The 12977-nt window shown below is 56.6% G+C and carries 14 protein-coding genes and 1 other annotated feature; all 14 genes read left to right on the top strand.

Annotation, left to right across the window (positions count from 1 at the left end):
- The first annotated feature begins 101 nt into the window (after window positions 1–101).
- The 14 genes from thrS (at window position 102) to KOL70_RS04125 (ending at window position 12972) form a co-directional block, all read left to right on the top strand.
- Window positions 102–2030 carry a threonine--tRNA ligase gene (gene thrS / locus KOL70_RS04060; RefSeq protein WP_021506250.1) on the top strand — a complete coding sequence of 643 codons (1929 nt, stop codon included), beginning with the start codon at window positions 102–104 and terminating at the stop codon, window positions 2028–2030.
- Window positions 2031–2034: 4 nt separating this feature from the next.
- Complete coding sequence (infC, locus tag KOL70_RS04065; RefSeq protein ID WP_058757673.1) at window positions 2035–2577, top strand: translation initiation factor IF-3; 543 nt, start codon at window positions 2035–2037, stop codon at window positions 2575–2577.
- 99 nt (window positions 2578–2676) lie between these two features.
- Window positions 2677–2874 (top strand): 50S ribosomal protein L35, encoded by a 198-nt coding sequence (gene rpmI / locus KOL70_RS04070; protein WP_006118955.1) that lies wholly within the window; start codon window positions 2677–2679, stop codon window positions 2872–2874.
- Between the two features lie 168 nt (window positions 2875–3042).
- Complete coding sequence (gene rplT / locus KOL70_RS04075; RefSeq protein WP_010616241.1) at window positions 3043–3399, top strand: 50S ribosomal protein L20; 357 nt, start codon at window positions 3043–3045, stop codon at window positions 3397–3399.
- Window positions 3400–3514: 115 nt separating this feature from the next.
- Window positions 3515–3640: a sequence feature (Phe leader region), on the top strand.
- The gene (gene pheM / locus KOL70_RS04080; protein ID WP_121626058.1) at window positions 3520–3564 is read left to right on the top strand and encodes a pheST operon leader peptide PheM; all 45 of its coding nucleotides are present in this window, start codon (window positions 3520–3522) and stop codon (window positions 3562–3564) included. It overlaps the preceding feature by 45 nt.
- 71 nt (window positions 3641–3711) lie before the next feature.
- Window positions 3712–4695 carry a phenylalanine--tRNA ligase subunit alpha gene (pheS, locus tag KOL70_RS04085; RefSeq protein WP_021506248.1) on the top strand — a complete coding sequence of 328 codons (984 nt, stop codon included), beginning with the start codon at window positions 3712–3714 and terminating at the stop codon, window positions 4693–4695.
- Window positions 4696–4709: 14 nt separating this feature from the next.
- Window positions 4710–7097 (top strand): phenylalanine--tRNA ligase subunit beta, encoded by a 2388-nt coding sequence (gene pheT / locus KOL70_RS04090; protein WP_215480240.1) that lies wholly within the window; start codon window positions 4710–4712, stop codon window positions 7095–7097.
- Window positions 7098–7101: 4 nt separating this feature from the next.
- Window positions 7102–7404 carry an integration host factor subunit alpha gene (ihfA, locus tag KOL70_RS04095; protein ID WP_021506246.1) on the top strand — a complete coding sequence of 101 codons (303 nt, stop codon included), beginning with the start codon at window positions 7102–7104 and terminating at the stop codon, window positions 7402–7404.
- 133 nt (window positions 7405–7537) lie between these two features.
- A complete protein-coding gene (gene btuC / locus KOL70_RS04100; RefSeq protein ID WP_215480241.1) occupies window positions 7538–8521 on the top strand; it encodes a vitamin B12 ABC transporter permease BtuC in 984 nt (327 codons plus the stop codon).
- A gap of 39 nt (window positions 8522–8560) precedes the next feature.
- Window positions 8561–9106 (top strand): glutathione peroxidase, encoded by a 546-nt coding sequence (locus KOL70_RS04105; protein WP_021506243.1) that lies wholly within the window; start codon window positions 8561–8563, stop codon window positions 9104–9106.
- Window positions 9106–9852 carry a vitamin B12 ABC transporter ATP-binding protein BtuD gene (gene btuD / locus KOL70_RS04110; RefSeq protein ID WP_058776255.1) on the top strand — a complete coding sequence of 249 codons (747 nt, stop codon included), beginning with the start codon at window positions 9106–9108 and terminating at the stop codon, window positions 9850–9852. Before KOL70_RS04105 ends, btuD begins: the two co-directional genes overlap by 1 nt.
- A 64-nt stretch (window positions 9853–9916) precedes the next feature.
- The gene (locus KOL70_RS04115; protein ID WP_021506241.1) at window positions 9917–10375 is read left to right on the top strand and encodes an NlpC/P60 family protein; all 459 of its coding nucleotides are present in this window, start codon (window positions 9917–9919) and stop codon (window positions 10373–10375) included.
- 316 nt (window positions 10376–10691) lie between these two features.
- A complete protein-coding gene (locus KOL70_RS04120) occupies window positions 10692–11435 on the top strand; it encodes an EAL domain-containing protein (protein WP_021506240.1) in 744 nt (247 codons plus the stop codon).
- A gap of 97 nt (window positions 11436–11532) precedes the next feature.
- Entirely contained in the window at window positions 11533–12972 is a 1440-nt protein-coding gene (locus KOL70_RS04125; RefSeq protein ID WP_215480242.1) for a YdiU family protein, read from the top strand.
- The last annotated feature ends 5 nt before the right edge of the window (window positions 12973–12977 follow it).

Consider the following 12977-nt stretch of genomic DNA (forward strand, 5'->3'; position numbering starts at 1 on the left):
TTCCGACAGTGTGGGTCTGACATCGCGCCAGGTTAACCAAACAAAACTCAGTGTTGCATGTAGGCTTTCGTGTGGCTTACCACTGCAATTAAGGATATGAAATGCCAGTAATTACTCTTCCTGATGGCAGCCAGCGCGTATTTGACCGTCCGGTCAGCGTGATGGACATTGCGCTGGATATCGGTCCGGGTCTGGCGAAAGCCTGCATCGCCGGTCGCGTCAATGGCGAACTGGTCGATGCGGTTGATCCGATCACCAGCGATGCGCAGGTCGCCATCATCACCGCGAAAGATGAAGCCGGTCTGGAAATTATTCGTCACTCCTGTGCGCACCTGTTAGGGCATGCGATCAAACAGCTGTGGCCGAATACCAAAATGGCCATCGGTCCGGTTATCGATAACGGCTTCTATTATGATGTCGATCTCGACCATACGCTGACCCAGGAAGATCTTGAGCTGCTGGAAAAGCGCATGCACCAGCTGGCTGAGACCAATTACGACGTTGTGAAGAAGAAGGTGAGCTGGCAGGAAGCGCGTGACGTGTTTGCCGCGCGGGGCGAGAGCTACAAAACCACTATTCTCGACGAAAACATCAGCCATGACGATCGTCCTGGCCTGTATCACCATGAAGAATACATCGACATGTGCCGCGGTCCGCACGTGCCGAATATGCGTTTCTGCCATCATTTTAAACTGCAGAAAATCTCCGGAGCCTACTGGCGCGGCAACAGCGACAACAAAATGCTGCAGCGTATTTACGGTACGGCCTGGGCAGATAAGAAACAGCTGGCGGCCTATCTGCAGCGCCTGGAAGAGGCCGCGAAGCGCGATCACCGTAAAATCGGTAAGCAGCTCGATCTCTACCATATGCAGGAAGAAGCACCGGGTATGGTATTCTGGCACAATGACGGCTGGACTATCTTCCGCGAGCTGGAAGTGTTTGTGCGCACCAAGCTTAAAGAGTACGACTACCAGGAAGTGAAAGGTCCGTTCATGATGGACCGCGTGCTGTGGGAAAAAACCGGGCACTGGGACAACTACAAAGAAGCGATGTTCACCACCTCTTCAGAGAACCGTGAATACTGCATCAAACCGATGAACTGTCCGGGTCACGTGCAGATCTTTAACCAGGGTCTGAAATCGTACCGCGACCTGCCGCTGCGTATGGCGGAGTTCGGCAGCTGTCACCGTAACGAACCGTCAGGTGCGCTGCACGGTCTGATGCGCGTGCGCGGCTTTACCCAGGATGACGCCCACATCTTCTGTACTGAAGATCAGGTGCGTGATGAAGTGAACAGCTGCATCCGCATGGTCTATGACATGTACAGCACCTTCGGTTTTGAAAAAATCGTGGTGAAACTGTCGACGCGCCCTGAGAAGCGTATTGGCAGCGATGAGATGTGGGATCGTGCCGAAGTGGACCTCGCCGAAGCGCTGAAAGAGAACAACATTCCGTTCGAATATCAGCCGGGTGAAGGCGCCTTCTACGGCCCGAAAATTGAGTTTACGCTGCACGATTGTCTCGACCGCGCCTGGCAGTGCGGCACCGTTCAGCTAGACTTCTCCCTGCCGAAACGTCTGGACGCCACCTACGTGGGCGAAACCAACGATCGTCAGACGCCAGTGATGATTCACCGTGCGATTCTGGGTTCGATGGAGCGCTTCATCGGGATTCTGACCGAAGAGTTCGCCGGTTTCTTCCCGAGCTGGCTGGCGCCGGTACAGGCAGTGGTGATGAATATCACCGACGGCCAGGCAGAATATGTCAGTGAATTGACAAAGAAATTGCAGAATGCTGGCATTCGTGTCAAAGCAGACTTGAGAAACGAGAAGATAGGCTTTAAAATCCGCGAGCACACATTACGTCGCGTCCCTTACATGCTGGTCTGCGGTGAGAAAGAGGTGGAAGCAGGCAAGGTTGCCGTGCGCACCCGCCGTGGTAAAGACCTCGGGAGCATGGACGTAGATGTGTTTGTTGAGAAGCTGCAACAAGAGATTCGCAGCCGACATCTTCACCAATTAGAGGAATAAGGTTATTAAAGGCGGAAAACGAGTACAACCGACGCGTCCGAACCGTATCAACGGCGAAATCCGTGCCACCGAAGTGCGCTTAACTGGCGTAGACGGCGAGCAACTTGGCATTGTCTCACTGCGCGAAGCGATTGAGAAAGCAGAAGAAGCTGGCGTAGATTTAGTTGAAATTAGCCCGAACGCCGAACCGCCGGTTTGCCGCATTATGGATTACGGCAAGTTCCTTTATGAAAAGAGCAAATCTTCTAAGGAACAGAAGAAGAAGCAAAAAGTTATCCAGGTTAAGGAAATCAAATTCCGTCCTGGTACCGATGAAGGCGACTATCAGGTAAAACTCCGCAGCCTGATTCGTTTTCTGGAAGAGGGCGATAAAGCTAAAATCACGCTGCGTTTCCGTGGTCGTGAGATGGCGCACCAACAGATCGGTATGGAAGTGCTTAACCGCGTGAAAGAAGATCTGAATGAACTGGCAGTGGTCGAATCCTTCCCGACGAAGATCGAAGGCCGCCAGATGATTATGGTGCTCGCACCTAAGAAGAAACAGTAGGCTTTCAAGTAATAATGCCGCGTAGCGTTCGCGCTGCGCGGATTTTTATTCGCCTGTCTGGTTCATTTTATTAACAATGCGAAGTGGATATTTGTAAAAATGCCAAAGATTAAAACTGTACGTGGCGCCGCAAAGCGCTTCAAGAAGACCGCTTCTGGCGGCTTCAAGCGTAAGCACGCAAACCTGCGTCATATTCTGACTAAAAAGTCTACTAAGCGTAAACGTCACCTGCGTCCAAAAGGCATGGTGTCTAAAGGCGATCTGGGTCTGGTTGTTGCCTGCCTGCCGTACGCATAAGTTAACCCTTTTTTAATTCCCCGATAGATTTCGGGTTGCAGTCAGGCGGCAACGGAATGAATCCCGAAGCTTACATCAGTAAGTGACCGGGATGAATGAAGGCAGCCAACGCCACTGCGGCACGAGAGATGATGGGGAAATCACAGAATATGATATAGGAGAGCTCACATGGCTCGCGTAAAACGTGGTGTAATTGCTCGCGCACGTCACAAGAAAATCTTAAAACAAGCTAAAGGCTACTATGGTGCACGTTCACGTGTTTACCGCGTTGCCTTCCAGGCTGTTATCAAAGCTGGTCAGTATGCTTACCGCGACCGTCGTCAGCGTAAGCGTCAGTTCCGTCAGCTGTGGATCGCACGTATCAACGCTGCGGCGCGTCAGAACGGTATCTCTTACAGCCGTTTCATCAATGGCCTGAAAAAAGCGTCCATTGAAATCGACCGTAAAATCCTCGCTGACATCGCTGTATTCGACAAAGTGGCATTCACTGCACTGGTTGAAAAAGCAAAATCAGCTCTGGCGTAAGTCAGGTAAAAAAGGGAGCTTGCTCCCTTTTTTATTGCCTGCAACCCACGCAAATGATTGACATTTTAGCCGCAGGGCATTTCAATAGTGCGGTTTCTATCAAGACAAGGTAACGCAAGCATGCACGCTGCTATTTTCCGTTTCTTTTTTTACTTTAGCGCCTGATCGTCAGGGGCTTTTGCGCATAAGAAAAGAAACGAAAAATCGCGCTGAAAGCCTCCCTCGTGGAGGCTTTTTTGTTTCCGGCGACACTTAATCGGATCGCACGATCCCAACGAGAACTGACCAGCCCGGCTGGAAGAAGAGGAAATCATGTCCCAACTCGCAGACCTGGTGGCCCGTGCCACGGCCGCCATCGACGAGGCGTCGGATATCGCCGCCCTGGACGCCGTGCGCGTCGAATTTCTGGGTAAAAAAGGGCACCTGACGCTGCAAATGACCACCCTGCGTGAACTGCCGGCGGAAGAGCGCCCGGCGGCCGGTGCGGTCATCAACGACGCCAAACAGCAGGTACAGGACCGTCTCAACGCGCGTAAAGATACGCTGGAAAGCGCGGCGCTGAATGCCCGCCTGGCGGCAGAGACTATTGACGTATCGCTGCCGGGACGCCGTATCGAGAACGGCGGTCTGCATCCGGTGACCCGCACCATCGATCGTATCGAAACCTTTTTCGGCGAGTTGGGTTTCGCGGTGGCGACCGGTCCGGAAATTGAAGACGATTATCACAACTTTGATGCGCTGAATATTCCGGGGCATCACCCGGCGCGCGCCGATCACGACACCTTCTGGTTCGATGCCACGCGCCTGCTGCGTACCCAGACGTCGGGCGTGCAGATCCGCACCATGAAAAATCAGCAGCCGCCGATTCGTATCATCGCGCCGGGCCGCGTTTACCGTAACGATTACGATCAGACGCACACCCCGATGTTCCATCAGATGGAAGGTCTGATTGTCGATAAAGACATCAGCTTCACCAATCTGAAAGGCACGCTGCATGACTTCCTGAACAACTTCTTCGAAGAGAACCTGCAGATTCGCTTCCGCCCGTCCTATTTCCCGTTCACCGAACCGTCAGCGGAAGTGGACGTGATGGGTAAAAACGGCAAATGGCTGGAAGTACTGGGTTGCGGCATGGTGCATCCGAACGTACTGCGCAACGTGGGCATCGATCCGGAAATCTACTCCGGCTTCGCCTTCGGTATGGGCATGGAGCGTCTGACCATGCTGCGCTACGGTGTGACCGATCTGCGCGCCTTCTTCGAAAACGATTTACGTTTCCTCAAACAATTTAAATAAGGGCAGGTTATCCAATGAAATTCAGTGAACTCTGGTTACGCGAATGGGTAAATCCAGCCCTGGACAGCGCCGCGCTGTCTGAGCAAATCACCATGGCCGGTCTGGAAGTCGACGGCGTCGACCCGGTGGCAGGCGCGTTTCATGGCGTTGTGGTGGGTGAAGTGGTGGAGTGCGGCCAGCACCCGAACGCCGACAAGCTGCGCGTCACCAAAATCAACGTTGGTGGCGAACGCCTGCTGGATATCGTCTGCGGCGCGCCAAACTGCCGTCAGGGCCTGAAAGTGGCCGTGGCGACCGTTGGTGCCGTGCTGCCGGGCGATTTCAAAATCAAAGCGGCAAAACTGCGCGGTGAGCCGTCAGAAGGCATGCTGTGCTCATTCTCCGAGCTGGGTATTTCTGACGATCACAACGGTATTATCGAGCTGCCAGCCGATGCGCCGGTGGGCACTGATATTCGCCAGTACCTGCAGCTGGATGACAACACCATCGAAATCAGCGTGACGCCAAACCGTGCCGACTGCCTGGGTATCATCGGTATCGCGCGTGACGTGGCGGTGATCAATGGCCTGCCGCTGCAGGCACCGGTCATCGAGCCGGTTAAAGCCACCATTAGCGACACCTTCCCGATTCGCGTTGACGCCACCGATGCCTGCCCGCGCTACCTCGGCCGCGTGGTAAAAGGCGTAAACGTGAAAGCAGAAACGCCGCTGTGGATGCGCGAAAAACTGCGCCGCTGCGGTATCCGCTCGATCGATCCGGTGGTGGATATCACTAACTACGTGCTGCTGGAGCTCGGCCAGCCGATGCACGCCTTCGATCTCGACCGCATTGACGGCGGTATCGTGGTGCGCATGGCGAAAGAGGGGGAAACCCTGACGCTGCTCGACGGCAGCGAAGCGACCCTCCACAGCGATACGCTGGTGATTGCTGATCACCACAAAGCGCTGGCGATGGGGGGCATCTTCGGCGGTGAGCACTCCGGCGTCAACGAAGCGACGCAGAACGTACTGTTTGAGTGCGCCTTCTTCGATCCGCTGGCGATCACCGGTCGTGCGCGTCGTCATGGTCTGCATACCGATGCTTCCCATCGCTACGAGCGCGGTGTCGATCCGGCGCTGCAGCATAAGGCGCTGGAGCGCGCCACTCAGCTGCTGCTGGCGATTTGCGGCGGCGAAGCCGGTCCGGTTATCGATCAGACCGATGCCAGCAAACTGCCGGCGCGCGCCACCATTACGCTGCTCCGTGAGAAGCTGGACCGCCTGATTGGCCACGTCATTGCGGATGAGCAGGTGACCGATATCCTGACCCGTCTCGGCTGTGACGTCACCGTTGGCAACGGCGAATGGCAGGCCGTCGCCCCGAGCTGGCGCTTCGATATGGCCATCGAAGAAGACCTGGTCGAAGAAGTGGCGCGCGTATACGGCTACAACAACATTCCGGATGTGCCGGTGAAAGCCAGCCTGCTGATGACCCAGCACCGTGAAGCCGATCTGTCGCTGAAGCGTGCCAAAAACCTGCTGGTGGATAAAGGCTATCAGGAAGCGATTACCTACAGCTTTGTCGATCCGAAAGTGCAGCAGCTGCTGCATCCGGGCGAAGAAGCGCTGATTCTGCCCAGCCCGATTTCCAGCGATATGTCGGCGATGCGCCTGTCGCTGTGGACCGGTCTGCTCGGCGCCGTGGTGTATAACCAGAACCGTCAGCAGAGCCGCGTGCGCCTTTTTGAGAGCGGTTTACGCTTTGTGCCTGATACGCAGGCCGATCTCGGCATCCGTCAGGATCTTATGCTGGCGGGCGTGCTGAGCGGTAACCGCTACGAAGAGCACTGGGATCTGGCGCGCCAGACGGTTGACTTCTATGATTTGAAAGGCGATTTAGAGTCGCTGCTGGATTTGACCGGTAAACTCGACGCGATTTCGTTCCGTGCAGAAGCCAATCCGGCGCTGCATCCGGGACAGAGTGCAGGCATTTATTTAGCCGGCGAACGAATCGGATTTATCGGGGTGGTTCATCCGGAGCTGGAACGTAAGCTGGATCTTAACGGCCGCACCTTAGTGTTTGAACTGCTTTGGAATAAGGTCGCAGACCGCGTCCTGCCTGACGCGCGCGAGATCTCACGCTTCCCGGCAAACCGCCGTGACATCGCTGTGGTAGTGGCTGAAAATGTGCCCGCAGCAGATATCATCGCGGAGTGTAAGAAAGTTGGCGTAAATCAGGTAGTTGGCGTAAACTTGTTTGACGTGTACCGTGGTAAGGGCGTAAACGAGGGTGAAAAGAGCCTCGCGATTAGCCTGATTTTGCAGGATACCAGCCGGACACTCGAAGAAGAGGAGATTGCTGCGACCGTTGCCAAATGCGTTGCAGCATTAAAAGAGCGATTCCAGGCAACCTTGAGGGATTGAACCTATGGCGCTTACAAAAGCTGAAATGTCAGAGTACCTGTTTGAAAAACTCGGGTTGAGCAAACGCGATGCCAAAGAGTTGGTAGAGCTTTTTTTCGAAGAAGTTCGCCGCGCGTTGGAAAACGGAGAACAGGTAAAACTGTCCGGATTTGGTAATTTTGATCTGCGTGACAAAAACCAGCGTCCGGGCCGTAACCCGAAGACGGGGGAAGATATTCCAATCACCGCCCGCCGCGTGGTGACATTCCGTCCGGGGCAGAAGTTGAAAAGTCGCGTGGAGAACGCGTCACCCAAGGATGCTGACTGATTTCAGTATGACAAAAAGGCCGCTCAGCGGCCTTTTTTATGCGCGCAATCCCGGCACCACGCTGCAGGCGCGGCTTTCTTTTTAGCGTAATCTCTCTACAATCAAATCTCTTTTTTCTCAGCCAATCTTACTTATGACTCTGCTGGATCAGCTGGCCCAACAGGCCGACCGTCGCAGCCGGCGCTGGCTCGGCGCGCTTACTGCCGCAGTGCTGCTGCTGCTGGTGCTCAGTCTGTGCACGGGCGACAGCTGGATATCTCCGCTGCAATGGTTTTCTGCCAGCGGCGATCTGTTCGTCTGGCAACTGCGCCTGCCGCGCACCCTGGCGGTGCTGCTGGTGGGCGCGGCGCTGGCAGTCTGCGGCGTGGTGATGCAGGCGCTGTTCAACAATCCGCTGGCGGAGCCCGGGCTGCTGGGCGTATCGAACGGTGCCGGCATTGGCCTGGTGCTGGCGGTGCTGCTGGGTAACGGCGCACTGTGGAGCCTGGCGCTGGCAGCGATGGCGGGCGCGCTGCTGATCACGCTGATCCTGCTGCATTTTGCCCATCGCCAGCTGTCGGCCAGCCGTCTGCTGCTGACCGGCGTGGCGCTCGGCATTATCTGTAGCGCCATCATGACGTGGGCGGTGTACTTTAGCACTAGCCTCGATCTGCGCCAGCTGATGTACTGGATGATGGGTGGATTTAGCGGTATCGACTGGCGCTACGGCTGGATGATACTGGCGCTGCTGCCGGTGACGCTGGCGCTGCTGGCCAGTGCCCGGACGCTTAATCTGCTGGCGCTGGGGGAGGTGTCGGCGCGGCAGCTCGGCCTGCCACTGCTGCTGTGGCGTAATCTGCTGGTGCTGGCGATGGGCTGGCTGGTGGGCGTCAGCGTGGCGATGGCCGGTGCGATTGGATTTGTCGGACTGGTTATCCCCCATCTGCTGCGCCTCAGCGGCCTGAGCGATCATCGCTACCTGCTGCCGGCCGCGGCGCTGGCGGGCGCGGCGGTACTGCTGGCGGCGGACATTCTGGCACGGCTGGTGCTCACCTCGGCCGAGCTGCCAATTGGGGTGGTCACTGCCACGCTCGGCGCGCCACTGTTTATCATGTTATTAGTGAAGTCTTCGCGCTAGCTGCGGCTGGCACAGTGCAATCAACAACGGGAATCGACGATGAGCCTTTATCAGACAGAACTGGTTACGCTGGACGGTGAAAAAACCACGCTGGCACAGTATCAGGGCAAGGTGCTGCTGGTGGTTAACGTAGCATCAAAATGCGGCCTGACGCCGCAGTATGAACAGCTGGAGTCTCTGCAGAAGGCCTGGCAGGACAAAGATTTCAGCGTGCTGGGCTTCCCCTGCAATCAGTTTCTTGAGCAGGAACCCGGCAGCAACGAAGAGATCAAAACCTTCTGCAGCACCACGTACGGCGTAACCTTCCCGCTGTTCGACAAAACGGACGTTAACGGCGAGCAGCGTCATCCGCTGTACCGTCAACTGGTCGCTGCGCAGCCGGAAGCCGAACGCCCGGCAGGCAGCGGTTTCCTTGAGCGCATGGAGAGCAAAGGCCGCGCGCCGAAAGCGCCGGGCGATATCCTGTGGAATTTCGAAAAGTTCCTCATCAACAAACAGGGTGAGGTGATCGCGCGCTTCTCGCCGGACATGACGCCGGACGATCCGATCATTCTGAAGCGCATTGAGCAGGCGCTGGCGGCGTAATGCTGCTGCAGTGCCACGACCTGCGCGTGCCCGGACGGCTGAGCGCGGGGGAGCTGACGCTCTGCCGCGGTGAGCGCGTGCACGTGGTCGGCCCTAACGGCGCCGGCAAGAGCACGCTGCTGACCGCGCTCGCTGGCCTGCTCGACGCCGAAGGGCAGCTGACGCTGGCCGGCCAGCCGCTGCGAAGCTGGTCGGGGGCCGCACTGGCGCAGCAGCGCGCCTGGCTCCCGCAGCAGCAGCCGGCACCTGCGGCGCTGCCGGTGTGGCACTATCTGCGGCTGCACAGCCCGCCGGGTGGCGACAACGCGCAGGCGACGCTCACTGACCTGCTGCAGCAGCTTGGCTTGCAGGATAAGCTGACGCGTCCGCTGGCGCAGCTCTCCGGCGGTGAGTGGCAGCGGGTGCGTTTAGCGGCGGTGGTGCTGCAGATCCATCCGGCAATTAATCCGCGCGGTGCGTTACTGATTCTGGATGAGCCGCTCACCGCGCTCGACATCGCACAGCAGCGCGCGGTGGATAAGCTGCTGTTGCAGCTCAGCGAGGCCGGCATCGCCATTATCGCCAGCGGACACGATCTCAACCACAGTCTGCGCCATGCCGATCGCGTCTGGCTGATGCATCAGGGCCGCGTAGTCAGTCAGGGCGGGGCGCGCGAGGTGCTGACCGCCGAGCGACTGGAACCGCTTTATCAGGCCGAATTCGTGCAGCTGGAAACGCCACAGGGGCCGCTGCTTTATCTTCCCTGACTTGCGCGCCGCGCCGCTTTGTCGCTACAGTGTCAGCCGGACGACGTTTTTAAGGACTATTCTGATGCGGCTGACCCTGTTTCTCCTCGTGTTGCTGCTGGCGGGCTGTAGCCATCATGCGCCGCCGCCCAATGGCCGTCTGTCTGACTCCATCACCGTGATTGCGCAACTTAACGATCAGCTCAGCCGCTGGCGCGGTACACCTTATCGCTATGGCGGGTTAAGCCGCGGTGGCGTGGATTGCTCGGGTTTTGTCTACCTGACCTTTCGTGACCGCTTTGACCTGCAGCTGCCGCGCTCAACGATTGATCAGACCGATATTGGCACGCGCATCGATAAAAGCGATCTGCTGCCCGGTGATCTGGTATTTTTCAAAACCGGCAGCGGTGAAAATGGCCTGCACGTGGGCATCTATGACACCGACAATACCTTCATTCACGCCTCCACCAGCCAGGGCGTGATCCGCTCCTCGCTGGATAATGTTTACTGGCGCAAAGTATTCTGGCAGGCGCGTCGCATCTAATCCGCTTAACCCATTAGTGTTAAAAAAAGGCGTAATAAACAGATGGGTTTTGATCCGATTTATTTGTTTTTTTCCGCCAGATATAACTCTCATTTAAAATGGCACTTTACCGCAATCGGGTTTGCGACTAAAAATAGACGTCAGTGAATTTAATCAGTATGGACATTAACCTGGATCATTTGGCTTAAGTATTATTTGATGCAGAAAAGTCGGTAATTAGACAGAAAACGGCGTCTCTTCTAACGTTTGGTCCTATTGCCTGACCGTTTTCATTGATATACGATGCGCCAATTGCCACTGCATCTGGCTGTAAAAAATGAAAGTCCATTTATCTGCCGACTATCAGTCGGAAACCTGGTTTTATCCTGCCTATTCTCTGGCGGGCCAGCTGACTGCGGTTGAGCTGGTCACCCAGTTTGTTCACGACAGTGCGCCGATTACGCTGCCGCAGGACTTGCTGTTGCCGCAGCTTGACGATGCCCAGCAATTACGTTTGCTGCAGAGCCAGTTAGTGCTGCTGGAAAAGTACCGTGACTTTTTTGAGTTACATCAAATTATCGCGCTGGTTCGTATTGATGAATCTATGGCCACGACGCTATTGGCCAGTGAGTTTCTCTTAAGGAAATTTAAACAACTTCCCTTTATTGTTTTGGATATCAGTGAAACGTTTCCGCAATTATCGGCTGGTAAAAAGCAGCCGCTGTTAGCACGCCTGCAACAGGAATTTCGCTTATCGCTTTCTCAATTTGGGGCAGGAAAAGCCCCGGCTACGGCAGTATACGAAAATCTGTTTAGCGTGTTAAAAATGGACAAAGCGTTTATTCATGCGCTGGCGAAACGTGCCTCATTTACGCCATTTATTCAGACTGTTATCGATAATTTTTCCGCTTACGCCCCGCAAATAATTATTTGTGGCGTTGACGATAATGCCCTGCTGGAGAAAGTCAGTTCCCTGAGCGGCGCACAGCTGCAGGGCAGTCTGTTCCCGGTGGTTAAAGCGGAACGGTTAAGCGATCTCATCTATCCGCACGTCACGCTCACCACGCCTTCACAGCAGTAACCTTTCATCTGTCTTCTCCGTCACCCCGACGGTAGACTACGCTTTATCTTTAAACGCAATGCGGGTGGCGCACCGTTGCGCACCTTCCGGAGTGTCGATGCAATTTATTAATAGCTGGCAGCAGACGTTGCCGGGATTCTACACCGCGCTGGACCCAACGCCGCTTGCCGGCGGGCGGCTGTGTTATCACAATGCCGCGCTGGCGCAGGAGATGGGCCTGGATGCTGCGCTGTTTGCTGGCAAAGGCCACGGCGTGTGGTATGGCGCAGCGTTGCTTCCCGGCATGTCGCCGCTGGCGCAGGTCTACAGCGGGCACCAGTTTGGCGTGTGGGCCGGTCAATTGGGCGACGGACGCGGTCTGCTGCTGGGCGAACAGCAACTGGCCGACGGCCGCAAACTTGACTGGCATCTGAAAGGCGCGGGCCTTACCCCCTATTCACGCATGGGCGATGGCCGCGCGGTGATCCGTTCCAGCGTGCGCGAGTTTCTCGCCTCGGAAGCGCTGCACCATCTTGGCATCCCGACCACGCGCGCGCTGGCGCTGGCCATTGGCGACGAACCGGTCCAGCGTGAAACCCGCGAGCGCGGCGCGATGCTGATGCGCATCGCCGACAGCCATCTGCGCTTTGGTCACTTCGAGCATTTCTATTACGGCGGCGAGCCGGAGAAAGTGCGCCAGCTGGCGGACTACGCGATTCATCATCACTGGCCGCAGCTGGAGCAGGAGGCCGATCGCTACCTGTTGTGGTTTACCGATATCGTCAAACGCACCGCCAGCCTGATTGCCCAGTGGCAGAGCGTCGGCTTCGCGCATGGCGTGATGAACACCGATAATATGTCGATCCTCGGCCTGACGCTCGATTACGGGCCTTACGGTTTCCTTGATGACTACGATGCGGATTTCATCTGTAATCACAGCGATTATCAGGGGCGCTACGCCTTCAGCAACCAGCCGATGATCGGCTTGTGGAATCTCAACCGCCTGGCGCACGCGCTGTCCGGTTTGCTGAGCACTGAGCAGTTGAAACAAGCGCTCAGCCATTACGAGAGCGAGCTGATGCGGGTGTGGGGCGAGAAAATGCGCGCGAAGCTCGGGCTGCTGACCGCCGATGCGGGGGATAACGCTATTCTCACTGACCTGCTGGCGCTGATGACCGCAGAGCACAGCGATTACACTCTGACGTTCCGTCTGCTGAGCGAGACGCAGCAGGCAGAGACGCGTTCACCGCTGCGCGATGAGTTTATCGACCGTGACGCCTTCGACCGCTGGTATCACGGCTATCGCCAGCGCCTGCTGCAGGATGGCGTCAGCGATGCGCAGCGTCAGGCAGTCATGAAAGCGGCTAACCCGGCGCTGGTGTTGCGCAACTATCTGGCCCAGCAGGTGATCGATGAGGTTGAGCAGGGGAAAACGGCGGCGCTGGCCAGATTACATCTGGCGCTGCAGCAGCCGTTTAACGAGGCGGCCATCAGTCCGGAACTGCGCCAGCGGCCGCCGGAGTGGGGAAAAACGCTGGAGGTAAGCTGCTCCAGCTAGCAGGC

Origin of the sequence: Pantoea sp. B270, assembly GCF_018726825.1 — a bacterium.
Classification (GTDB): Bacteria; Pseudomonadota; Gammaproteobacteria; order Enterobacterales; family Enterobacteriaceae; genus Pantoea; species Pantoea dispersa.